23 protein-coding genes, 3 tRNA genes and 1 pseudogene are annotated in these 24,169 nt (G+C 34.3%); 6 read left to right on the top strand and 21 right to left on the bottom strand.

Annotated features, from left to right (window positions below; genetic code table 11):
• Positions 1-16: 16 nt before the first annotated feature.
• The 6 genes from RVY88_RS07135 to RVY88_RS07110 form a co-directional block, all read right to left on the bottom strand.
• Complete coding sequence (locus RVY88_RS07135; RefSeq protein WP_002850398.1) at positions 17-661, bottom strand: ABC transporter ATP-binding protein; 645 nt, start codon at positions 659-661, stop codon at positions 17-19.
• Positions 662-663: 2 nt separating this feature from the next.
• The gene (gene tsf / locus RVY88_RS07130) at positions 664-1,728 is read right to left on the bottom strand and encodes a translation elongation factor Ts (RefSeq protein WP_011732208.1); all 1,065 of its coding nucleotides are present in this window, start codon (positions 1,726-1,728) and stop codon (positions 664-666) included.
• The gene (rpsB, locus tag RVY88_RS07125; protein WP_162167529.1) at positions 1,728-2,504 is read right to left on the bottom strand and encodes a 30S ribosomal protein S2; all 777 of its coding nucleotides are present in this window, start codon (positions 2,502-2,504) and stop codon (positions 1,728-1,730) included. The genes tsf and rpsB overlap by 1 nt, the downstream gene beginning before the upstream one ends.
• A gap of 152 nt (positions 2,505-2,656) precedes the next feature.
• Complete coding sequence (locus tag RVY88_RS07120) at positions 2,657-2,878, bottom strand: hypothetical protein (protein ID WP_002850405.1); 222 nt, start codon at positions 2,876-2,878, stop codon at positions 2,657-2,659.
• Positions 2,875-3,564: a peptidoglycan editing factor PgeF gene (pgeF, locus tag RVY88_RS07115; RefSeq protein WP_002850407.1), complete on the bottom strand. Its 690-nt coding sequence runs from the start codon at positions 3,562-3,564 to the stop codon at positions 2,875-2,877. Before pgeF ends, RVY88_RS07120 begins: the two co-directional genes overlap by 4 nt.
• On the bottom strand, positions 3,548-4,171 hold the full coding sequence (locus tag RVY88_RS07110; protein WP_002850409.1) for a riboflavin synthase: 624 nt from the start codon (positions 4,169-4,171) through the stop codon (positions 3,548-3,550). The genes pgeF and RVY88_RS07110 overlap by 17 nt, the downstream gene beginning before the upstream one ends.
• Before the next feature lie 102 nt (positions 4,172-4,273).
• On the opposite strand from RVY88_RS07110, the gene mnmG reads away from it, so the two are divergent.
• From mnmG to RVY88_RS07090, 4 genes are all read left to right on the top strand, one after another.
• Positions 4,274-6,139, top strand: a complete 1,866-nt coding sequence (mnmG, locus tag RVY88_RS07105) for a tRNA uridine-5-carboxymethylaminomethyl(34) synthesis enzyme MnmG (protein WP_162167528.1) — start codon at positions 4,274-4,276, stop codon at positions 6,137-6,139.
• Positions 6,140-6,523: 384 nt separating this feature from the next.
• Positions 6,524-7,030 (top strand): ubiquinol-cytochrome c reductase iron-sulfur subunit, encoded by a 507-nt coding sequence (gene petA, locus RVY88_RS07100; protein ID WP_162167527.1) that lies wholly within the window; start codon positions 6,524-6,526, stop codon positions 7,028-7,030.
• A 10-nt stretch (positions 7,031-7,040) separates the two neighbouring features.
• Positions 7,041-8,288: a cytochrome b gene (locus RVY88_RS07095; RefSeq protein WP_002850415.1), complete on the top strand. Its 1,248-nt coding sequence runs from the start codon at positions 7,041-7,043 to the stop codon at positions 8,286-8,288.
• Complete coding sequence (locus RVY88_RS07090) at positions 8,285-9,310, top strand: c-type cytochrome (RefSeq protein WP_162167526.1); 1,026 nt, start codon at positions 8,285-8,287, stop codon at positions 9,308-9,310. The genes RVY88_RS07095 and RVY88_RS07090 overlap by 4 nt, the downstream gene beginning before the upstream one ends.
• Positions 9,311-9,401: 91 nt before the next feature.
• Here the strand turns inward: RVY88_RS07090 and RVY88_RS07085 are convergent, their stop codons facing one another.
• Positions 9,402-10,109 carry a hypothetical protein gene (locus RVY88_RS07085; protein WP_002850417.1) on the bottom strand — a complete coding sequence of 236 codons (708 nt, stop codon included), beginning with the start codon at positions 10,107-10,109 and terminating at the stop codon, positions 9,402-9,404.
• 432 nt (positions 10,110-10,541) lie between these two features.
• Here RVY88_RS07085 and RVY88_RS07080 point away from each other — a divergent pair.
• Both RVY88_RS07080 and RVY88_RS07075 read left to right on the top strand, forming a co-directional pair.
• Positions 10,542-10,616, top strand: a tRNA-Gln gene (locus tag RVY88_RS07080).
• A gap of 12 nt (positions 10,617-10,628) precedes the next feature.
• Positions 10,629-10,703, top strand: a tRNA-Met gene (locus RVY88_RS07075).
• 160 nt (positions 10,704-10,863) lie between these two features.
• Here RVY88_RS07075 and RVY88_RS07070 read toward each other — a convergent pair.
• The 14 genes and pseudogenes from RVY88_RS07070 to RVY88_RS07005 all read right to left on the bottom strand — a co-directional run bounded on the left by RVY88_RS07070 (position 10,864) and on the right by RVY88_RS07005 (position 24,161).
• Positions 10,864-10,938: transfer RNA gene (locus tag RVY88_RS07070), tRNA-Asn, on the bottom strand.
• A gap of 201 nt (positions 10,939-11,139) precedes the next feature.
• Complete coding sequence (locus RVY88_RS07065; protein WP_162167525.1) at positions 11,140-12,066, bottom strand: radical SAM protein; 927 nt, start codon at positions 12,064-12,066, stop codon at positions 11,140-11,142.
• Positions 12,063-13,094, bottom strand: a complete 1,032-nt coding sequence (hemE, locus tag RVY88_RS07060; RefSeq protein ID WP_162167524.1) for a uroporphyrinogen decarboxylase — start codon at positions 13,092-13,094, stop codon at positions 12,063-12,065. Before hemE ends, RVY88_RS07065 begins: the two co-directional genes overlap by 4 nt.
• A 20-nt stretch (positions 13,095-13,114) precedes the next feature.
• Positions 13,115-13,624: a YqhA family protein gene (locus RVY88_RS07055; protein ID WP_162167523.1), complete on the bottom strand. Its 510-nt coding sequence runs from the start codon at positions 13,622-13,624 to the stop codon at positions 13,115-13,117.
• A 74-nt stretch (positions 13,625-13,698) separates the two neighbouring features.
• Positions 13,699-14,733, bottom strand: coding sequence for an aspartate-semialdehyde dehydrogenase (locus RVY88_RS07050; protein WP_011732212.1), 1,035 nt, complete (start codon positions 14,731-14,733; stop codon positions 13,699-13,701).
• A 64-nt stretch (positions 14,734-14,797) separates the two neighbouring features.
• A complete protein-coding gene (locus tag RVY88_RS07045) occupies positions 14,798-15,940 on the bottom strand; it encodes a sigma-54-dependent transcriptional regulator (RefSeq protein WP_011732213.1) in 1,143 nt (380 codons plus the stop codon).
• Between the two features lie 4 nt (positions 15,941-15,944).
• Positions 15,945-16,334: a hypothetical protein gene (locus RVY88_RS07040; RefSeq protein WP_162167522.1), complete on the bottom strand. Its 390-nt coding sequence runs from the start codon at positions 16,332-16,334 to the stop codon at positions 15,945-15,947.
• Positions 16,310-16,795 (bottom strand): LPP20 family lipoprotein, encoded by a 486-nt coding sequence (locus tag RVY88_RS07035; RefSeq protein WP_002850428.1) that lies wholly within the window; start codon positions 16,793-16,795, stop codon positions 16,310-16,312. The genes RVY88_RS07040 and RVY88_RS07035 overlap by 25 nt, the downstream gene beginning before the upstream one ends.
• Positions 16,796-16,836: 41 nt before the next feature.
• Positions 16,837-19,425 carry a DNA gyrase subunit A gene (gene gyrA / locus RVY88_RS07030; RefSeq protein WP_162167521.1) on the bottom strand — a complete coding sequence of 863 codons (2,589 nt, stop codon included), beginning with the start codon at positions 19,423-19,425 and terminating at the stop codon, positions 16,837-16,839.
• A 114-nt stretch (positions 19,426-19,539) separates the two neighbouring features.
• Positions 19,540-20,322 (bottom strand): AAC(3) family N-acetyltransferase, encoded by a 783-nt coding sequence (locus RVY88_RS07025; protein WP_065844744.1) that lies wholly within the window; start codon positions 20,320-20,322, stop codon positions 19,540-19,542.
• Positions 20,319-20,543 carry an acyl carrier protein gene (locus RVY88_RS07020; RefSeq protein WP_065843881.1) on the bottom strand — a complete coding sequence of 75 codons (225 nt, stop codon included), beginning with the start codon at positions 20,541-20,543 and terminating at the stop codon, positions 20,319-20,321. The genes RVY88_RS07025 and RVY88_RS07020 overlap by 4 nt, the downstream gene beginning before the upstream one ends.
• A 137-nt stretch (positions 20,544-20,680) precedes the next feature.
• Entirely contained in the window at positions 20,681-21,418 is a 738-nt protein-coding gene (locus tag RVY88_RS07015) for a GNAT family N-acetyltransferase (RefSeq protein ID WP_002850435.1), read from the bottom strand.
• Positions 21,405-22,889 (bottom strand): amino acid adenylation domain-containing protein, encoded by a 1,485-nt coding sequence (locus RVY88_RS07010; RefSeq protein ID WP_162167520.1) that lies wholly within the window; start codon positions 22,887-22,889, stop codon positions 21,405-21,407. The genes RVY88_RS07015 and RVY88_RS07010 overlap by 14 nt, the downstream gene beginning before the upstream one ends.
• A pseudogene (locus tag RVY88_RS07005) lies at positions 22,886-24,161 on the bottom strand (DUF4910 domain-containing protein). Before RVY88_RS07005 ends, RVY88_RS07010 begins: the two are co-directional and overlap by 4 nt.
• Positions 24,162-24,169: the final 8 nt, after the last annotated feature.

Here is a 24,169-nt window from a genome sequence, read left to right as displayed (position 1 = left end):
ATATTTGATAAGTATTTCAATATGAACAAACCCTATTTAATTTAAAGTCTTGCAGCAAAAAAATATCATCACATCTGCTTGCAAGGCTTTCATCATGAGTTACTAACACCAAAGCCGCATTTTCATTTTTAACATAATCAAATATAACATTCATAACTTCGTTTGCCGTATTTTTATCCAAATTTCCAGTTGGCTCGTCTGCAAATATGATACGCGGTTTTTTGCTCATAACTCTTGCTATGCTAACTCGTTGCTGCTGTCCGCCGCTAAGTTCGCCGATTTTTTGGTTTATCACGTGGTCTATTTTTAATTTTTCTAAAAGCTCGGTGTCGATTTTATGTCCACTTAAGATATTTGCAAGTTCGATATTTTCATAAGCGTTAAAACCTTTAAAAAGATAATGTGCTTGAAAAATTATCCCAAAATCAAGCCTTCTAATTTTTAAAAGTTCACTTTCATTTATATTATAAATCGATTTTTCATTATATATAACTTCACCGCCAACAGGCTTTAAAAGTGTGGAAAGAATGTGCAAGATAGTAGATTTCCCGCTACCGCTCACGCCGGTTATGGCTGTCGTGGTAGAAGGAAAAATTTCTAAATTTAAATCATTAAAAAGCGGATAATCAAATTTATGAGATAAATTTACCGCTTTTAGCATTATTAAGCCATTTGAGCTGCTACTTCAGCTGCAAAATCTTCACTTTTTTTCTCTAAACCTTCACCTACTTCAAAGCGAACATAGCTTACGATTTCTACTTTTCCGCCTACTTTTTTAGCCTCATCCGCAATGGCTTGCTCTACTGTTTTTTTATCATCCATTACGTAAAACTGTCCTAAAAGAGTAAGGCGTTGATCAAGTTGAGTATTATCTGCTATATATCTATCGATTTGTCCGGGTAAAATTTTATCCCAGATAGCCTCAGGTTTGCCTTGTTTTTTAAGCTCCGCTTTTAAATTCTCAGTTGCTTTTGCTATGATATCATCTGTTAATTGAGCGCGACTGGCAAACTCAGGAATTTTGTGAAGCGGTTTTTTAAGACGAACCAACTCTTCATTCTCTTTTTCAAGCTCGCCTTTAAGTGCTAGATACTCTTTTTCTACAAAATCGGCATCAAACTCCTTGTAGCTTATAACTTGAGGTTTCATAGCAGCTGCGTGCATACAAAGATTTCTTAAAAAATCATGAATTTTCGCTGCTGTTTCTTCGCTGTCGCAAGCTGCGCCTATTAAAACACCAACACGACTATTTGAATGGATATATCCAGCTACGATGCCACCTTTTGCTGCTTTTATAGTTTCAAATCTTCTTACAACCAAATTCTCGCCGATAGTTGCGATTTGGCTTTGAAAATACTCTTCAAATTTAACACCATTAATAGAACTCTCTTTTAGCTCTTCAACCGTATTTATAGAGTTTGTTTGAACATGAATGGTAGTGTTTTTAACTAAATCAACAAAAGTCGCATTTTTAGCTACGAAATCCGTTTCTGAGTTGATCTCAGTTATAGTTGCAGTTTTATTATTCTCACTTACGACTACGCTGACAAGTCCTTCGCTCGCTAAACGATCAGCTTTTTTAGCCGCTTTGCCAAGACCTTTTTCTCTTAATATATCAACTGCTTTTTGCATATCTCCGTTTGATTCTTGAAGCGCTTTTTTGCAGTCCATCATACCGGCTCCGGTACTTTCACGAAGCTCTTTTACCATACTTGCACTTATTTCCATTATTGCTCCTCAAAGTCAGCTTCGCTCATAGCCTCAGCTACTACTTCGTCTTTTTCCTCTTGACCTACTGGCTCTACTTGCTCTGCTTCGTCTTGGTCTCTCAAAGCTTTTCCTTCGTTTATAGCCTCAGCCATCTCTTGACAAAATAGCTGAACGCTTCTTATAGCATCATCATTTCCCGGAATTGGAAAATCAACTATATCAGGATCGCAGTTAGTATCTATAGGAGCAACGACCGGCATTCTTAATTTATTTGCTTCAGCAACTGCAATTTTCTCTTTTACGGTATCTATAACAAAAACCATATCAGGCAGGCTTTTCATATTTCTAATACCGCCTAAAGTTGCTAAAAGCTTCTCTTTTTTGCGTCTTAGCATCAAAGCTTCTTTTTTAGTAAGTAAATTTATAGAGCCGTCTTCTTCCATGGCTTCTATAACTTCTAATTTTCTTATTGATTGTTTAATTGTTCCAAAATTTGTCATCATACCGCCAAGCCATCTGTGATTTACATATGGCATTCCGCATTTTTCGGCGTATTCTTTTATAGCAACGCCCGCTTGCTTCTTAGTTCCTACGAATAATACGGTTTTACCCTCAGCTGCAGCGTCTCTAACAATGTTATATGTATATCTAAAGTATCTTATAGTCTTTTGAAGGTCAATTATATAAATACCTTTTCTCTCACCAAAAATGAACTTTTTCATCTTTGGATTCCAGCGTCTTGTTTGGTGGCCAAAATGCACACCACACTCTAATAAATCTCTCATAGTAACCATGAGTTTCTCCTTAAAAAATATTTAGTTTCTTCCTCTGTGCTCCTTAGTGGCGTTTTTACCACAACTAAAAAAGGATTAGCACATGTGAAATGAAGTTCGTATTTTATCTAAATCAAGCTTATTATTTCATAAAAATTAGTTTAAATTTAGAGCTACTTGCTTAGCTGAGAATTATCTCTTATCTCTTCTAAAGCAGTAAAAATTTCAGCTATTTTTTCTAAATTTGACTCATCTATAATAATCTCTCTTGGAGCAAATAAAATCTCTAAAATCCGCATATTTGAGGTAAAATCCACACTGAATTTTTTCGCGTTTAAAGATATATTGTATAACTCTAGATCTTCTTGTTTAAACTCTTTGTACGCACTTATCATGATAATCCATCCTTAAGCATTATAAATCCACAAAATCTACCGGTTACGCCGTCTTTTCTATATGAAAAAAATCTCTCGTCGCAATGGGTGCAAATCCCGCTAAACTCATAATCTCTCACGCCCAAACTATCAAGTTCGTATTTTAATGCTGCATTCATATCAAATTTAGTTTTATTTTTAAATTTGTTAAACTCTCCCAAATCCAAATCCCCTATATCGTAACAATTTCCGCTTATATTTGCACCGATTATCACTTTTAAATTTAGTGATTCCGAACCCATTTTTTTGATAGTTTTTGAAACTATGTGTGAGACTACTCCGGCTCTACCTGCGTGGATAGCAGCTATCTTTTTTGTGAATTTATCATAAACAAGAACAGGCGAACAATCAGCCGTAATAGTGCATAATGCCACATTTTTCAGCTTAGTAATAATAGCATCACAAGGAGAAATTTCATCATCAATGCTAGATATCTCACAAACTATATCAGAGTGAATTTGATCCATAAAAATAAGCTTTTTCGCACCGATTTTTTGTTTTAAAATTTCTCTGTTTTCAAACACGTTTTTTATATCATCGCCTACATGAGTAGCCAAATTCAAACTTTCATAAATGCCGCTTGAAACACCACCATCTTTGGTGCTAAATCCGGCTAAAACATCATTACCATCAATACAAACTAGCATAAAAATCCGCCTCTTGCCACGATAAATCGCCACTGTTTTTTTTATCTTTCATAGATAAAATTCTATCTGCATAACGAGCCAAAAGATCGGTTTCTACATTTACTTTACGACCGACTTTAAACTCGCCAAAAAGACTATCTTTCAAGCTTAATGGAATAATCGTAAGCCTTATACTATCTTTAAAAACTTCATTTATCGTAAGACTCACGCCATCAACTGCTATACTGCCTTTGTTTGAAACAAGATGCATAACGTTTGAGGGAAGTTTTATGTAGAAATTCGTTCCGCTTTGCAATGTTTCAATTTTTATTATCTCTCCAACGGCATCAATGTGACCTTGCATAAGATGTCCATCAACCCTATGAGATAGTTTCATAGCAGGCTCTATATGTACTTTTCCTCTATAGTTTTGCAGTGCCAAATGCTCTTTACTTTCGCTACTAAGCTCTACGCTAAATCCGGTTTCGCTCACGCTAGTCACACTCAAACAAGCTCCGTTTACGGCAATGCTATCTCCTAAATTTGGCTTATAGTTCGCTTTAAGAGCTAATGTTTTTCCATCAAATTTAATAACCTCAGCTATCTCTCTGATCAATCCATTAAACATAATTTATCCTAAATTTAATGTAGCAATTATACGAAATTTATACTTTTTTTACTCTAAATTTGATACAATCCCTGACTCCAACAAATAACAAGGTTTGAAATTATGAATTATGATGTAATAGTTGTAGGCGGCGGACACGCTGGTATAGAAGCTTCTTTAGCAGCTGCAAAAATGGGTGCTAAAACTCTGCTTATAACCATACTAGCCGAGCAAATCGGAGCTGCTAGCTGCAACCCTGCAATAGGAGGTCTTGCAAAAGGTCATTTAGTAAAAGAGATAGACGCGCTCGGCGGTCAAATGGGGCTTACTACAGATGCTTGCGGAATTCAGTTTCGTCTTTTAAATGAGAGCAAAGGTCCGGCCGTGCGCGGAAGCAGAGCGCAAATCGATATGGATAGATATAGAGTTTATATGAGAAATCTTTTGTTAAATACTCCAAATTTAGAGGTTACTCAAGAGATCGCAACAGAGATTTTAACAAAAGATAACAACATAATCGGCGTAAAAACCCACCTTGATAATAACTACGGCACAAAAAAACTCATCATAACAACAGGAACTTTCTTAAACGGACTTATCCATGTTGGATTCAATAGACTTGAAGCCGGACGCGTCGGAGAACTAAGCAGCAAATCTCTTTCCGCATCTCTAAAAAGTTTAAATTTAGAAATGGGCAGGCTAAAAACTGGAACTTGTCCTAGAGTTTTAGCAAAAAGTATTGATTTTAGCGTACTTGAAAGACAAGATGGAGATCAAGATCCAACTCCATTTAGTTTTCGTACAAAAGAATTTAATAAAACCCAACTACCTTGCTACATCGCCTATACGAACGAGAAAACTCATGAAATAATACGTTCGAATTTTGATAGAGCACCGCTATTTACAGGTCAGATTGAAGGTATAGGTCCAAGATATTGTCCAAGTATCGAAGATAAAATAAATAGATTTGGAGATAGGGAGCGCCATCATCTTTTTATCGAACCTCAAACACGAGAAGCTACAGAATACTATATAAATGGTTTTTCAACTAGTTTACCATATGATGCTCAAGTCGAAATGCTTCGCTCAGTAAAAGGTTTTCAAAATGCCAAAATAGTCCGTCACGGATATGCTATAGAGTATGATTATGTCTCTCCGACAGAGCTCAAACATACTCTTGAAACAAAAAAAATAAACGGTCTTTATCTAGCCGGTCAGATAAACGGAACTACCGGATACGAAGAAGCGGCCGCTCAAGGACTTATGGCAGGTATAAATGCGGCTTTAAATTTAAAAACGAGAGAGCCGCTGATCTTGCGACGAGATGAGAGTTATATCGGCGTTCTTATAGATGATCTAGTTACAAAAGGCACAAAAGAGCCTTATAGAATGTTTACTAGTCGCGCCGAGTATCGTTTGCTTTTAAGAGAAGATAACGCAAACTTAAGACTTAGCAAATATGGCTACAACGTAGGATTGCTACCAAAAGAGGCTTTCGAAGAGATGCTTAAGTTAAAATCGAATTTAGAAAAAGGAATGGAGATCTTATTAACAAAAGATATGAGTCCAAACAAGGAAAATTTAGAGTTTCTAGCTAGCATAGATGAGGATATTATAAATGAAAAAGTTCCACTTCAAAAGATAGCCGCTAGAAAATCTTTTACAATAGAAAAATTACGCAAATTAAACGAGTTTTTCTTAAATTTAGATGACAAATCGCTAAATCAGATATTAACAGAGGCAAAATACTATCATTATATAGCTCAACAACAAATAGAAGTTGAAAAAATGAAAGGACTTTTGGATATTAAAATTCCTAAGAGTCTTGAGTTCAAAAGCATAAGTGGACTAAGCAACGAAGTCGTAGAAAAACTAAATAAATTTGCTCCGCCGACACTTGCGGCGGCTTCGAACATCAGCGGTATAACTCCGGTCGCCATAGATATTTTGCATATTGCCATAAAATATCATTGTCAAAAAACAAAGTAAATTAGTATGATTTCTATATCCTAGATTATAGGAGTTATGGTATGCAAAAATCTTTTTTGACCTAGATTAAACAAATTCACTCTATTGGCTATTTTTAGATTATGAACATCTTGTACCGCATTTTTTGATAAAAAAGACAAAACTTCACAATAATACAAAAAATATTGAATAATAAATTTATACCCATAAAAGAGTGAATTAATACGGTTAAATAAATTTTTAATTTTAAAATGATAAAATTACAAGTTGTCAAGTGGTTTTCGCTTCTTTATTTAGCAAACTATTATGCTAAATAAAAAACTTAAATTTAAGCTCTCCACTTACTCATCAAATATTTTTAAATTTGATTAAAAAATATATATCAATCAAATTGAAAGGAAAGAAATGTCTGTAGACAAGCAAGAAAGACGGGATTTCATCGGCATGGCATTTGGTGCCGTTGCTGCAGTAGGCGGTGTCTTTGCTCTTGTTGGTATGAAAAAGACTTGGGATCCGCTTCCTAGCGTAAAAGCAGCTGGATTTACGATTGTAGATTTAAGCCCTATGCAAGCCGGAGAGTTCCGTCAAGTCGAGTGGCGTAAAAAACCGATTTTCATCATCAAAAAAGATGCACAGATGAAAGCAAACCCGGCTAGAGATGTAGTTATCGGGGAAGATAAATATATGTTGGCTATAGGGCTTTGCACACACCTTGGCTGTATTCCTAGCTGGAGCGCGAGCGATAAGATATTTAAATGTGCGTGCCACGGTGGAGAGTTTGACTCAAGCGGAGTTAATACTTTTGGACCGCCACCTCGTCCATTAGATATCCCGCCATTTAAAATAGACGGCACAAAACTTGTTTTAGGCGAAGAAGGTCCTGAATACAAGAAACTTGTCGGCTTAGCGTAAGGGGGATAAAATGGCACATATTACAAAAGCTACAAGCGTTCGCGATTGGTTTGATCAAAGAATCGCAATTACGAAATTATGGAATGTTCTTGCTGGTCAGTATTGGATTCCGAAAAATATAAATTTTCTTTGGGCTATGGGTGTTATACTCACGGTACTATTTACTATATTATTTATAACCGGACTTCTGCTAGTTATGTACTATAAACCAGATGCAAATTTAGCATTTGATAGCGTAAATTATACTATCATGAAAGAAGTTGAGTATGGTTGGCTATGGCGTCATATGCACGCAGTAGCGGCTTCGGTTATATTTTTAATTCTTTATATCCACGCATTTGTTGGAATTTATTACGGTTCTTATAAAAAAGGGCGTGAGATGATATGGATAAGCGGAATGTTGCTTTTCCTTATATTCTCAGCTGAAGCATTTAGCGGATATATGCTTCCTTGGGGTCAAATGAGTTACTGGGCTGCGCAAGTTATCACTCAGCTATTTGGCGGTATTCCGATCATTGGAGACGCTGTTGTAGAATGGATAAGAGGCGATTACGCGGTTAGCGATCCTACGCTTACTAGATTTTTTATGCTGCACGTATGTTTGCTTCCTATAGTCATCATAATGGTTATAGCTATCCACTTTTATACTTTAAGAATACCTCACGTAAATAACTTAGAAGGCGAAGAGATAGATTTTGAACTTGAAGCAGAAAAATATCTAAATGGAAATAAAAAAGAATCAAAAGTTATAGCATTTTGGCCAGATTTTTTAAGTAAAGATTTTATGTATATATCATTTTTTATGATATTCTTTTTCTACTTAGTAAGCTTCCACTTCGGCTTTGCTATGGATCCTATAAATTTCGATCCGGCAAACGCTGCAAAAACTCCACCTCATATATATCCTGAGTGGTATTTCTTATGGCAATATGAAATTTTACGTGGGTTTTTCTTTGATATTGGACCTTTAAAAGCTGCTGATATAGGATTGCTTGCATTTTCATTTGCTGGTATTTCACTATTTTTTATGCCTCTTTATGATAGAAGCGATGTTGTTGCTCCAGCACATAAAAGAAAAGGCTTTTTTATATGGTTTTGGCTGCTAATAATCGACCTAATAATCCTAACAGTATACGGAAAACTTCCTCCAACGGGATTTAATGCTTGGATAGGATTTTTCTCTTCTATAGCGTATTTACTATTGCTTTTAGTAGTACTTCCTATTGTTACTATTATGGAAAGAAAGGGGAATAAATGAAAGAGTTAAAGGCGTTTATTGTAGTAGTTATAGTCACTGGCGTAATCTACTGGGGAGTTGAGCCTTATGCACATTCAGTTATGAACCCGCATGTAGAACCTGCAAATTTCGATTTTGCTGCTGAAGATATAGGATTAGCAAAAGTTGATGTTGCTAAAGCTGAGGCTGCACTAGAAACTGCAAAATCAAGAAATAATCCAGAAGCCATAGAATCAGCGCAAAAAGTACTAGACTCTGCTAAAGCAAATTTAGAAAAATACAGCAACTTCTGGGCGGATATAAACTCTATTGATCTAGCAAAAGGCAGTGCTAAAACAGGAGAAGAACTAATCGCTGCTGCCGGGTGTAATGCATGTCACGGGATAAAATCCGCAAATATGCCGGCTCCTATGGATGACAAAACAGCTAGTGAAAGTTTTGGAGTAGCGCCTCCAGATCTTAGCGATATAGGATATCTATATGATGGAAAATTCCTAGCCGCACTTATAAAAGATCCGGTATTAGCACTGAAACTAAGCCATAAATTTAGCGATGAGCAACCATTTCCTATGACTCCGTTTATGGGTGCTGGCGGCGATCTGAATCAAGAAATAGCCGACCTTGTGGCTTACTTTAAAAGTATAGCTCCAAAAGAGATGAGCGATAGAGATGTATTTGTAAATGCTTGTGCAAGATGTCATGATATGAAATATACAAACATATTTACAAATGGCAATAAACAGAGCATACAAACATATTTAGGTACAACCCCTCCTGATCTTTCTATGTATATAAGATCAAGAAGCGTGGATTATCTAAATAACCTTATTAATGACACTCAAAAGATGTTGCCTGGTACTTCAATGCCTCGTGTAGGACTAAATAAAGAAGCTCAACAGCAAGTTATGGCATATATGAACGAAGCTGGAGATAGCAAAAAAGCAGAACGCGAAAGTATAGGTATATATATAATGATATATTTCTTGATACTAGGTGGATTTGCTCTACTTTGGAAAAAGAAAATTTGGTCTAAACTCCATTAAGAATTTTGCCCCTAAAAAGGGCAAAATTCACTCTTAAATTTAACACTACCGAAAATTAATTTATCTAATCTATAAATTTAAAATATCAAAATCAATCACTCATACCTCGTACGCAATACCCAAATCCAAGATAGTTTTTGTCTCCTATTGAGTATTTCATAGCAGCTTTTGAAAGCTCGCCGGCGCTACTACTTTGCGAAAAATATATCTTCATCTTGTGAGAAAAAACAGTATGTTTTTCATGTTCAAAGACAAGAGGTTTATTTGATAAAATTTCTATCGATAATATATCATTTAAATTAGCGGTTATATTTTTTGACTCAAAATGTTTTAACTTCTTGACCAAATCATCGATACAAAGAGTTTTAAGGGTATCTAAATTTGAATTTTTCATAGTCCAAAACTGATTTTCTAAATTTGAAAATGCAAAAACCGCAGGACTAGCCGTATAGATACTATGTATATAAGATGATCTATTTATAAACTTTTTTTCTATATCTATGAGAACAAAACCGTTATTAAGATTTTTTGTAAGCACCTGCTTTATATGGTTTGCAACGCTATCTGAATTGCATTTTATATTTAAATTATACAAATCTCCAGCTTCATAGAGTTTTGTTTTAAATTTTAAAGGATATAAAAAACCAAAACTATATGGATTTATCTCTTCGTTATAAGTAAATTTTGGAATCTCATCATTATTTAAAAGAGGCAAATTAACATTTTTAAATAAAAAATCAGGCATTTTTCTCAGATGAAAACCGCTCTTAAGTTGCAATAAAATTTTTAACACAATCATCATAAATCCTTTATGATTTTTTACATAGTAGCAGATAATTAGAAAAAAAGTGTTTATTTAACATAAAAGTTATAATATTATAATAAAATGTGTATTTACGTAACTAATTAAATTTAAATTTATAAATTGCTATCCCATATATTCATATTTAGTCCTATATAAATACAATTATATATTAAAAACTATAAATTTTAAGTTTAATTTTAATTATTTTATATATGCATACAATACGCATTTGACTATAATGCTTTTTATGAATTTGGTTATATATATCTAATATTTTAATATTATTACGCTAATCTTATTTTTTTAATATATCTAAAAACCCATAATTTTAAATCCAGCTCATTTTACTTATAAAATTATGTATATTCACAAAAAAACCTTGACAAAAAAGCAAAAAAATTATATAATAGCGGCTCATTTTGAGGTTGGGGTATAGCCAAGCGGTAAGGCAACTGGTTTTGGTCCAGTCATTCAGAGGTTCGAATCCTCTTACCCCATCCAACTTCTATTTGTCGCGAGATAGAGCAGTGGTAGCTCGTCGGGCTCATAACCCGAAGGTCGGAGGTTCAAGTCCTTCTCTCGCAACCAAAAATCTATAAAATCATCATTTCAATAATTAACCCTATTTATATCACTCAACATAAATTTCCAGAATTTGAAATAAAATTTACAAGGCTATTAAAATTTTAATTTTATGTGTGTAATTTATACTAAATTATTTTAATATTATTAGAAATGAAAAATAGAGTGGCTCCGGATGCTGGATTCGAACCAGCGACCAATCGGTTAACAGCCGACTACTCTACCGCTGAGCTAATCCGGAATAAAAATGTATTATTAAAAAAGAATTGAAATTATACCTAAAAGTTCTATTTTTGTCAATAAAAAAGCACTAAATTTAACTTAGTAAACTTAAAAATTTATATTTTTGAGTCAAATGAGTCAAAAATATAAAATAACATAAATTTAAAAATCAATAAAATACACAATGCAAAAAACCGAAATTTAAGCTAAAAAATAGTCTCTACTTAATTTTATAAAAAGCGGATCCGGCTAAATCAAACTCTTTTATCTCTCCATTTTTAATTAGTTTTTGCAATACAAGCTTTGAGCTTTGAGTAAAATTATTTTCTATATCGAATTTACTTTGAGGGCGAAGTTTTAAAAGCTTTCTTAGCTCATCAAGGTTAAAATCAAGCTTATCGGCAAGTCCTTTTCTGCTAGCAAGAGCTATAGGTGTAGAAGTTATAAAGCTAGATAACTCGTGCAAAATAGCAGTGCTAACGCCTTTTGCATTATGAGCGGGAGGTCTATCTATAGTGCTGATATCGACTCTATCGGGGCGGATAATTTTAAACGCTTCATTCAAGGCTAAAAACTCATCTTTAGTATCATTAAAACCTTCTACTACGAGCACTTCCATGACAAGTTTTCCTAAAAAAACTCTTCTAAAATCAGACATTTTTGATACTAAATTTGAGATATCTATCTTATCTATACCTCTGTCGATACGGCGAAAAGTGCGCTGCACGGCACTATCAAGACTTAATTTCACAATATCCAAATCCAAAATAGCTTCAAATTTATCCTTATCCAAAACAGCGGTTCCGTTGCTTAAAATAAGCGATTTTTGAGTATATTTTACTCTGTTTACCTGCTCTACCAACTCTTTTAAATTTGGATATAAACTAGGTTCGCCATTTGCGGTTAGAGTTATTACTTCTACATTTTTAAACTCGATCAGAGCCTCTTTTAACTCAACGATTATATCTTTTACGGAAGGTGGATTTTCTATCTTTGTAACTGCCTTAGCTCGTTCTAATTCACAATAAAGGCAGTCAAAATTACAGCATTTTTTATCCGGACTAAGGTCGATTCCAAGAGAACTGCCAAAGCGTCTACTGCTTACTGGACCAAATATATATTTGTAAGATTTTTTATCGTAGCTCATTTACAGTATTTTGCTGATTTTTCTTGAACGGATTTTATAAAATATTTTGCATTTTCAACAGGCACATCCGGAAGTATCCCATGACCAAGATTAAAAATATGCCTATGACCTCTCATAATACTTAAAATTTCATCTACTCCATCGTCTATAGCGTCTTTGCTATAAAGTCTTGTAGGCTCCATATTTCCTTGCAATACGTAACGAGATCCTAAAGTTTCTTTAGCCATTTTAAGAGGAGTACTCCAATCAACTCCAAATACATCAAATTTACCGCCAATCTTATTTAAAAATCCGCTTATACCTTTTGGAAATACGATAACTGGTATATCGGGATATTGAGATTTTATGTAATCAACCAGCTCATTTATATAACTAAAACCAAACTCAAGATATGCGTTTTGCTCAAGTGCGCTAGCCCAACTATCAAATATCTGAACCGCATTTACTCCGGCTTTTATCTGTTCTTCTAAATAAAGTTTTAGCACATTTGTAACTTTACGAAGTATAGCATGCAGAAATTGAGGATTATCATAAAGCATCTTTTTACTAATATTATACGTTTTTGTACTGCCGCCTTCTATCATATATGTAGCTATCGTCCAAGGAGCTCCGCAAAATCCTATAAGAGCTTTATCTGAACTCAATTTCTCCCGAGTAAGCTTTATAGTATCATAAACATAACTTAAATTTTTCACCGCCTTTTCAACACTAAGCTTATCTAAACTATCCATTGATAAAATAGGATTTTCAAAAACAGGACCTTCGCCTTTTATAAATTTAAGCTCCATTCCCATTTCAAGAGGAACTACTAAGATATCACTAAACATTATAGCAGCATCAACACCCAAAATATCAACTGGCTGTAAAGTTACTTCACTTGCTTTTTTATAATCTTTACAAAGAGATAGAAAATCGCCTGCAGCGTCTCTCACAGCCATATATTCAGGTAGGTATCTTCCTGCTTGACGCATCATCCAAATAGGCGTATAAGGCGTAGGCTTACCAAAACATGCATCTATAAAAATCATATATTATCCTTTATAAAAATTTAATAGCTTGAACTTTTATGTAAAAAATATAGTCCAAGACATAAAGCCAAAATAGAAACCGCTAGATAAACCATCTCAAGTGGAGCTGAGAATTTAGCGTGCAGCACTCTTTGAAAAAAATTTACTACTAAAACCATAACTATAACTTTGCCGATCTTATCTTTTAACTGATCTAAACTATGCACCTCTAAAACTCTGGCTTGTTTTGAGTTTTTTATACTATCTATTTCGCTGATGAAAAGTTCATAAATTCCAAAACTAAATATAAAAAATACTAGCGCCATCAAATACAAATCAATCGCACCTATAATAAGACCTACTGCATCGCTATGTAGATCTATACTGTGATCGCCCAAAATAAGGTATTGCCATGCATAAATTATAACTTTTATAATATCATAACTAGCTACTATAAACATAACGAAAGAACCGATTAATCCAAAGATGACGGGCAAAATAGTCACGTAACGCGACTTCCAAAGCATCATTTCAAAAAATTTTTCAAGCATTAAAAACCTTAATATAAATTTAAAAAATAATTATATGGAAATAGATTAAATATTAAATTTAATCTATTTTTTAGCTAATGGTTTAATTCTTGTATTTGACACCATTTTTGAGCTATTCTCACTGCGTTTGTAGCTGCACCGACACGTATCTGATCAGCAACGCACCAAAGATGCAGTATATCATCTCTATAATTATCTTTTCTGATCCTGCCGACGTATGTTTCATTTGTATCGCTAGCTAGGATCGGCATCGGATAAAGATTATTTGCTGGATCATCTTGAATTACTATGCTAGGAGCATTTTTTAGAACATTTAAGGCTTTTTCTACGTTGATATCTGTCTTAAATTTGATAGTTATGCTCTCGCTATGGCTCCTAAGTACCGGAACACGAACACAAGTGGCGCTTACTTCTATATTTTTATGCAATATCTTTTGTGTTTCATTGACCATTTTCATCTCTTCTTTTGTATAGTCATTGTCTAAAAATACGTCGATATGTGGTATAACATTTAGTGCTATTTGATGTTTAAATGCGCTTGGCTCACACTCATCTAACTTAAATTCAAAAAACTTCTGCATTTGAAGAATCAACTCTTCCATACCTTTTTTTCCAGCTCCACTTGTAGCTTGATATGTGCTTACATCGACTCTTTCTATACCAAATAGATCATCAAGAGGTTTTAAGACTTGTACCATCTGTATAGTAGAACAGTTTGGATTTGCTATTATGCCTTTGTTTGTCCATAAATTTATATCTTCGGGATTGCATTCTGGGACTACTAAAGGTACTTCTGGATCCATTCTAAAATGGCTTGTATTATCTATAACAACAGCGCCGCTTGCAGCTGCTAGAGGTGCAAAATGAGCTGATATACTTCCTCCTGCACTAAAAAATGCTATATCAATCTCGTTTTCTTCAAAAACGCTGTCGGTAAGCTGAACTATTTCATAGCCTTTGCCTCTGAATTCTGCGATATTTCCGGCACTTCTGCTACTAGCTAAAGGAAGTAAATTTCCAACAGGAAAATCAACCTCTTCAAGCACTCTAAATATTTCTTCTCCAACAGCACCTGTCGCACCGACTACTGCTACGCTATACTTTTTCATTTTAAGCCTTAATCTGAAATTTAGGCTATTATTTTAACAAAAATTTACTTTAAATTCAGTAAAATTATCTCTTTGCATATATAAATAGATCGTCTTTTGATATATTTGTTTGTTCGCTTAATATAGCAGCTCTTTCGACTATGCTGATAAGCTCTCTTATATTTCCTGGATAATCATAACTCAAAAGCTCACTCATAGCCTCATCACTAAATGACTTTTCGCCTAGTTCGTATCCAATACAAACTCTTTGTAAAACACTGTTTGCTATACCTAAAATTTCATCTTTTCTTTCGCGCAAAGGAGGCACAAAAAGCGGAACTGTATTTAACCTATAAAAAAGATCCTCTCTAAACTCGCCTTCTTTTACCTTTTTTTCTAAATTTGCATTTGTCGCAGATATGATTCGAACATCAATTTTGATAGGCTTACTAGCGCCTACTCGTACGATTTCGCGTTCTTGGATAGCTCTTAATAATTTTGGCTGTAAATTTAGCGGCATTTCACCGATTTCATCTAAAAAAAGAGTTCCTCCGTTTGCTAACTCAAATAATCCTTTTTTAGTAGCGGTTGCATCGGTAAATGCACCTTTTTCATAACCGTATAGCTCACTTTCAAGGAGATTTTCAGGAATTGCTGCCATATTTATAGCCATAAAAGGCTCGTTTTTTCGCTTTGAGTTTTCATGGATAAATTTAGAAAACAACTCTTTTCCGACGCCGCTTTCTCCCATTATCATAACACTCACATCCGTTATTGCCGCTCTTTTAGCTATATTTAATGCTTTTTGTAAATTTGGAGATGTTGATAAAAAACTACCTTCTTGAACGGCTGCAGAGTCTTGTTTTATAGATTGTTTTGAGCTTAATGTTTTTGTTCTTTTTATAGCAGTTACTAAAGTTTCTACATCAAAAGGTTTTGTAAGAAAATCTTTGACTCCGAGTCTAACGCTTTGTATAGCTCTATTTAAAGTTGCGTTTCCGGTCATTATAATAACATCAAATTTACCGCCAAGCTCTTTTATAAACTCAAGTCCATCAATTCCTGGCATATTTATATCTGTAACTATGATATCCGTGTTATCTTCAAGTTTTTTCAGTGCCTCAGTCGCGCTTTTATAACTTTTTATATTGAACTCATCGTAATCGCCAAGTGCGATTTCCAATGATTTTCTCATATTTATATCATCTTCGACAATTACAACATTCATTATCTCACCTATTTATTTTGCTTATTGTAGCACCAAGAGGCTTAAATTCCACTATAAACCGCACTGGTACAAGCGTAACGCTAGTTTTTAAGTTTGCACTATTTCCTTTAAATTTAGAGCTATCTTTTAACAAAACTTTTTGATTTATAAAACATTCAAAAAGCTGCTCCTGATGGCGTTTGAGATATTTTAAAGTAGTTTCGTTGTTAAATTTAGAAGATTGTATATCGCATATTTTACTACCTTTTTCTTTGCTAAGAACCATAGCTTTTGAAATAGATATATTTTGGTATTTTATAAGGCTGTTTGATGATGAGTATTTAGCCCAAAATATGAACTCCTCACCACCAAACAAAAGTGTAGAAATAACTAGTAAGCAAAAAGCTCTTGCCACTTGTCTTTATCTATCTTAAGTTCCATCTCAACACGGAAAAGTCCGTCTTTGAAATCTTGATTTATAATAGCAGCATTTTTGATAAGACCAGTCACCCTTGTTTCTATAACAGAGTCTCTTAGCATAGCATCTTTTACAGTATCTTTAGCGTTTATCTTAACTCCATAAAGTTTACTCGCAAGCTGTCTATAGGCATCTGCTACTGCTGAGCGTTTAGCAAGAGCTCTAGCTTGAGCAGGACTAACTGTATCTATAGGAGGAATTCCCTCGCCGACTGCTGAAAAAATAGCCTCTGGATTTATCTCCATACCGGCTAACATTTTATCGTTTTTGATTATTTCTCTTAGGTCGTCTTTATCTACTTTTTGAACCACAACATCTTGTGTTTTAGGCTCTGGAGTAAATGCGGCGCAACCTACGAAAACACCGACTACTAGTAATGCAAAAATTAATGATTTCATATTTATTACCTTAAATTTAAATTATGTATTCTAAGCAAAACTTATTCCATATCTTGTTCTTGAGTATCATCTGCAACAATATCGTCATCATCGCTCTCTTCTTTAGGGCATCTTGCTATACTTACAACCTCATCGCCATCTACATTTACGACTATGACTCCGCTTGTATTACGCCCTGCTTTTCTGATGCTTTGCATATCTACTCTTATCATCTTGCCGCTTGATGTTAGCGCCATAAGATCCATCTCTTCATCTACCATTACTACACCAACAAGATCTTTTGTTTTTGGAGTTAATTTCATACAAATGACGCCTTTACCTCCGCGACTTTGCAATCTATACTCATCAGCCGTTGTGCGTTTTCCTATACCTTTTTGGCTCACGCTTAAAATTTCTTGAGAATCATTTTCTATAACGACTGCTCCAACAACTTCATCTAAATTCTCTTTAAATCTTATAGCGGTTACGCCACGGCTAACTCTTCCTATCTGTCTTACTTTATTTAAAGCAAATTTGATACACATACCTTTTTTAGTAACAGCAAATAGCATTTTTCCGCTCTCAAGACTGTTTTCGGAGTTATCTTCGCTTATGGTTTGCAAATTTGAAACACCTTCGCCATCTTCAAAGCTATAATCATAGCTCTCATCAGGCTCGCTATTAGCGATTACAACAGTCACAAGCTCATCATTATCATCTAAATTTATAGCTTTCACGCCTATTGAACGAATATTTTTAAACTCACTTAAATTCGTACGTTTTACTATACCGTTTTTAGTGAAGAAAGCTAAAGATTTGCTCTCATCAAAATCCGTTGTAGGTATGATAGCTTTTATCTTTTCGTCTGCTTGAAGCGATATAAGATTTACAACCGCTTTTCCCTTTGCGGTTCGGCTGCCTTCTGGAATTTTATAAACTTTAAGCCAGTAAAGCTGACCGCGATCAGTCACAAACATAAGCGTATCATGACTCATGCAAGTAAAGAAACTCTCTATAAAATCATCATCATACGTAGTTACTGCAACCTTGCCTTTGCCACCGCGTTTTTGCTTTTCATAGCTCTTACTAGGAACGCGTTTTATATATCCGCGGTGAGTTATGGTAACTACCATATTTTCATTTGGTATCAAGTCTTCTACGTCTATATCATCATAATCATCGACTATGTCGGTGATGCGCGGACATTTAAATTTAGATTTGATTTCTAAAAGCTCGTCTCTTATTATATTTTCTATCAAAGTTTCGCTTTTTAATATTGCGTCTAGTTGTTCTATAAGCTCTAAAATCTCTTTTAGTTCGGCTTCTAATTTTTCTCTCTCAAGTCCTGTTAACTTACTAAGCCTCATATCAAGAATAGCATTGCTTTGAAGTTCAGAAAGTCCGAATTTAGCCATCAAACCGTCTCTTGCAGAGTTTGTATCGGCGCTGGTTTTTATCAGATTGATAACCGCGTCTATATTATCAAGCGCTATTTTTAAACCTTCTAAAATATGAGCTCTTGCTCTTGCTTTTTGAAGTTCAAAAATAGTACGCCTGATGATAACTGTTTTTCTATGATTTAAAAACAGCTTTAAAAGCTCCAAAAGAGAAAATACTTTTGGCTCTTTATTATTTATAGCAAGCATTATAACGCCAAAAGTAACTTCCATTTGAGTAGATTTAAATAAATTATTTAACACGATCTCACTCATAGCATCGCGCTTTAGCTCTATAACAAGACGAATTCCGTCTCTATCGCTCTCATCCCTTACTTCGCTTATACCATCGATGAGCTTCTCTTTTACAAGATCGGCTATATCTGCATGGAGCTTGGCTTTATTTACTTGATATGGAAGTTCATCGACTACTATAACATCTTTATTTGGTTTTTTTTCAATATGAGTTTTAGCTCTTAGTTTGATACGTCCTCGACCTGTTTTATAAGCTTCGATAATACCCTTTTTTCCAAAAATTATACCGCCGGTTGGAAAATCAGGACCCTTTATATGAGTCATAATATCCTCTAAACCAACTTCTTTATCGTCTAAAAGAGTGAGTAATCCATTTACTAGCTCATCTAAACTATGTGGAGGGATATTTGTCGCCATACCAACAGCAATACCGCTCGATCCATTTAACAACAAATTCGGTACGCGCGCGGGTAAAACATCTGGTTCGCTTAAACTATCATCATAATTTGGTATAAAATCAACCGTATCTTTATCTAAATCTCTTAAAAGTTCCTCTGCCAAAACCGTCATTCTAGCTTCGGTATAACGCATAGCGGCTGCGCCATCGCCATCGACTGAGCCAAAGTTTCCTTGACCATCTACTGCAGGAACTCTCATAGAAAAGTTCTGAGCCATTCTAACTAAAGCGTCATATACCGCAGTATCGCCGTGCGGGTGATACTTACCGATAACATCACCTACTATACGAGCAGACTTTTTATATGGGCTGCGACTACCTACGCCAAGATCGTTCATAGCATAAAGTATGCGACGATGAACCGGTTTTAAACCGTCTCTTGCATCTGGCAAAGCACGACCTATTATAACGCTCATAGAGTAATCTAGGTAGCTTGCTTTTATAGAGTCTTCAACGTCTATAGCGTCGATATCTTGATTTGAACTGAAAATATTTTCTTCCATTTTTATCCTTAAAAATAGCTACAACGATTGTAGCTAAAATTTGATAAAAACTTGCTAAATAGACAATTTTTAAATTTACAAACATTATTTGCATAAAAAAATTAAAATAAGCTTTTACTGTTTTAAAAGCGAGGTTTCATTTATTTTTAAAACTTTTAGAACTTCGTTAAAATAGTCTTTTGCGTTAATCGCAGTTATAGTAGAAGATCCGAACTCGCATTCTAAAAAATTACCGGATTTTTGTAATAAATTTACTATTTTATCTACACTTAAATCGCTATTCTTAGTAAGATCTCTAACGTAATAAAATATACTTTTATAATTTATATTCTTATTTTCATCTTTTAAAATACCGCTAAACTCTTTAAAATATCTATAGCTCACCTCTGCTTGCTCTTCTATGTAATGAGTAAATGTATAGCCGAGTTTTTGAGTACCAAAAAGCACTATTTTTCCATCCATCCTTTTAAGCACGTCATAGACTGAATTTTTGCCGAAACAACTTTTCGTATCGTTTAAAAAAGCGTCTTGATTATCTCCACTAATTGCAAAAGAAAAAATCGGATCATTTGTACGAACAACACCGTTTTGTTGCCTAAAAAATTCAGTCAAAACGCCCATAGTGCTCCTTGAGTTTAACTTATCATAAATTTGATTTTTACAAAAACTATATGTAAATGTAGGCATAATAAGAGTTCCATTTTTACAGATAACTTCATAAAAACAGTGTAATAAAACTCTCAAAAACTCATCTTTTGGTAAAAGCGGTTTCCCAAGAGTAAAAAGCTCGGTATGAACGCAAACAGAGTCGCCACTTTTTATACCGATTTGCTTCAAAGCCCCTAAAAAATCTCTTTCATAAACAAGCTTTCCGTTTGCTTCTAAGATAGCTTTCATCTCATCGCTTTATTTATCATATCTTTTAAACTAGCAAAGCTCTCAAAACTATCATTTGTTATAAACTCTGCGCGTAATGGTTTTTTGTACGTTTTTTCGATCGCCGCGACAAGAGCCATTATGTCCATGCTATCGATAATTCCACCGCTTAAAAGCCCCTCCATACTCTCATTTACGTCATCTCTGCCTATTTGATTAAAAAGTTCTTTGATCTCATTCATTTTTGCTCCTTTATAATATTTAATTTTTGATCGTTTCCCAAACTCAAATTTATAAATCCGTCCCCTATCTCATAATACAAAATATCTATAAAATCATCTAAAAACAGAGGCGATTTTTACCTACGAAAAATACGTTTTTAAATCCCATTTTTCCTCCTATAAAACGAAATTTTTATAGCATTAAACTCAAAACCGAAATTTTTATACAACTCTATGGCTTTTATATTCGTATCTCTTACGAACAGTTTGAAATACCCAGCGTTTAATCCCAAAAAACAACTCATCAATTTACGTCCAGTACCGCTTCGCCTAAATTCCTTACTAACTGCTATAAAATCCAAATGAGCCGAGTTCAAATTTAAAAAATATATCAAACCGCCTATTATTTTATTATTTTGTTTTATGAGAAGTACTTGACCCTCTTGTATTCTATTTCTAAGTTCGGTTTTGCTTATAAAAAGATACTCTTTATCAAAATAATTTATAAAAAAGCCGTAAATCTCATCGATATCATCAAGCAAAGCTTTTTTAACCTCATCATAACTTTGAAAACTAAAACCGCTATTTTTTAAGCTCATACCAATATATTTATCAAAAACGCTAAATTTATTGATACTCAAAAATCTATTTTCAAGCTCACAAATAGGCGTTTTACGTATAAGTTTTATATAAGTTCCTTGCATATCAAAACTTGTTATATCGTTTATAAAATACGTGATAAAACCGTTTTGCATTAGAAAAAAGTTATCTTCACTCCGCTTTAAACAAGCAATATTTTGCTCTAATTTATTTTTGATACTATCTATGCTAAGCGCGCTATTGCTAAACTTAAATCCATTGTTATACGAATTTAAAAACTCGTTAAATAAGCTCATAAAGCACTTTTCTATCGATTTTACCGTTTGGATTTAGCACAAATTTATCCACTAAAATGAATCTTTTTGGCACCATATAATTCGGTAATTTTTCTAAAAGATAACTTTTCAAATTTAACTTCTCTTTCGCCTCGTAAAAAAGGGCTATCTCGCCTTGTTTAAATATACAAACGGAGTTTAAAACCTGCAAGTGAGAGTTAGCCGCGATCTCGATCTCTTCAAGCTCTATTCTGTGTCCCATAAATTTTATCTGATTATCTCTCCTACCATAACAAATCAGTTCGCCGCGCTCGTTAAAAGCCACTATATCGCCTGTTTTATAAAGGATATCTTGATAATTATCATGTAGAGGATTTTGGATAAAAGCTTCTTTTGTCTTTTGTTTATTTGCAAAGTATCCTAGGCTAAGACTCGTCCCTCTAACATAGAGTTCGCCCTTAATAAACGGCTCTTTTATCAAATTCAGTTCATCATCAAAAACCAAAAGCTCGGTATTTTGACAAGCTTTTCCTATAGGAAGCGGTTCATCGTCGCCAAAACTTCTATCGCAAACATAAAAAGCACAAACATCTGTTATCTCAGTCGGTCCGTAAAGATTTGCAAAAAGAGTGCGAGGAAGAGCTTTGCGCCAGATATTTAACTGTTTATTTGGCATTATCTCTCCGCAAAACAGTACTTTTTTAAGATGCTCAAGTTTGAAATTTTGGAGCGCATTCACGTTTGCAAAATACGTAAGCACCGAAGGCACCCAAAAAATCAAACTAACACTATGCTCTTCTAAATAGCTTAATACTTTATTTGGAAAAGCAAAAATAGAAGTCGGCAAAATGTGCAAAGTAGCACCGCTTTTAACGCAAGAAAAAATATCCAAAATAGAGTTATCAAAGTAAAACGGTGTTTGATTTGCTATGGTTTCTCTTGAGTTCAGCTCAAAAGTCTCGCAAACCCAAAAAGTATAATCAATCACACTTTTATGGCTTATACTTACTCCTTTTGGCACTCCAGTGCTTCCACTAGTGAAAAATACATAGAGTAAATTTGTATCTATATGGGCGTTTCTAGACTCTTTTAGCGCACTTTTATTCACGCTAAACTTACTAAAATCCTCGCAAAATATCTTTACCGTATTCACAAAATCGAATTTAAAATCCTTTTGCGTGATGATAACTTTTGGCTTTAGGATTTTTATAACTTGATCTATGCGCTCAAGCGGCGTTGAGATATCTAGTAAAGTATAGAAATTCCTGCTTTTTGCCACTGCAAAAAACGAAACCAAAGTCCAAATACACTTTGGCAAAATTATTAAAACCGCTTCATTTTTTAAATTTAACTTTAAAATTTCACTGGCTAATCTATCCGCGATCTCATCAAATTTAGCGTAAGTTATACTCTCATCTCCAAACACAAATGCTTTTTTGAAAGGATTTTTTGCTACTGAAATATCTAAAAAATCACAAACATTTCTTATCATCTTACTTCCTTTATAAGCTCAAATTTAAGCAAATTTTCTACCGAATCTTTTAAGCTTTTAGCTTCTACGCCGAGTTTATCAGCTATGTCTATAACGCTTCTTTTACCGTTACAATACGCTAAAAAATCACGTATTAACGTCATATCGCTTGGATACGCACCTTTATTTATAGTAGATATCAGTCCGCGCGAACCTAAATTTGGTTCACAAGTCGTATTTAGTCGGTAGGTTTTGTTTATTTCTAAATTTAAAATCATATTTTTAGCATAAAGAAGGCCTTCCTCAAGCCCTTTTTTAGTTATAAGACTAAGATCATCTAAGCTCGTATGATACTCTTTGTATTCACCGAATTTACTCCTACAAAGTGTTACGATACCTAAATTTAAATCAGGAGTATTAAACTGTCTCTCATCACTTCCACGATATAAAAATGAGTAAATTTGTGGATTTTTACTAAGAAATTTAACCGTATGAAGTGCGGCTTTATCGCTTAAACTATCCTCATCAGGACTTAAAACCACGCTGTAAGCTCTCTCGTCTCCTATGCAACTAAGCACAAATCCAGCTTTTACATTTTGTTTTAAAGCTTCATAATGTTTACTGATATAACAAATCGATCCGATAGTCTCAGGAACTATGATAAAACGGTAATTAAACTCTCTATTTTTTAGAGTTTTTACCCATTTTATCAGCTCAGTTAAAACTACGGGTCCGCTTAGCTCGTTGTTTGCCATTTGCGGATGACAAAGATAAGTAGAGATTAGAATTTCATCTTTTGAGCAAGATGAGGCTGGCACTAAAATTTCACCGTAATTTAGTTCTCCCTTTGAATTAAACTCGGTATCTATAAAAACTTCATAAATCCCGTCTTTTAGGGATGTCCTTTGATTATGACCGATACAAAATCCCCATCTTTTTTCATAATAACTAGTAACATAAGGTATGGCATCTGGCAAATGCGGGAGAGAATACAAGTGAGACTGGAGCTCCTTTAGACTCAGTGTTTTATGCACCGGCGCGCTGTAGTTTAGTAAATGAAGATTATGTTTTTTAAATTCGCAGATCTTTTCGCCGCTAGGAGCGACGATATAGGCGTCCCTTACTATCCATTCAGCAGGAACTATCCAATCAAAACATTTAGTACCACTTGGGATACTAAATTTCGTTATACCCCCCCCCAGCAGCTAAATTTAAGATATCCAAACTACGCCTAAAACCGTCTCCGGTTATACTTCTTGGGATATTAAATAGCTTTTTTGCAAGTTCGTACATTTTTATCC

The organism is Campylobacter sp. TJR-1, assembly GCF_032840035.1.
Taxonomy (GTDB): domain Bacteria; phylum Campylobacterota; class Campylobacteria; order Campylobacterales; family Campylobacteraceae; genus Campylobacter; species Campylobacter fetus.
Note: the sequence above shows the minus strand (reverse complement) of the source record. Positions and strands in the feature narration are given on the sequence as shown.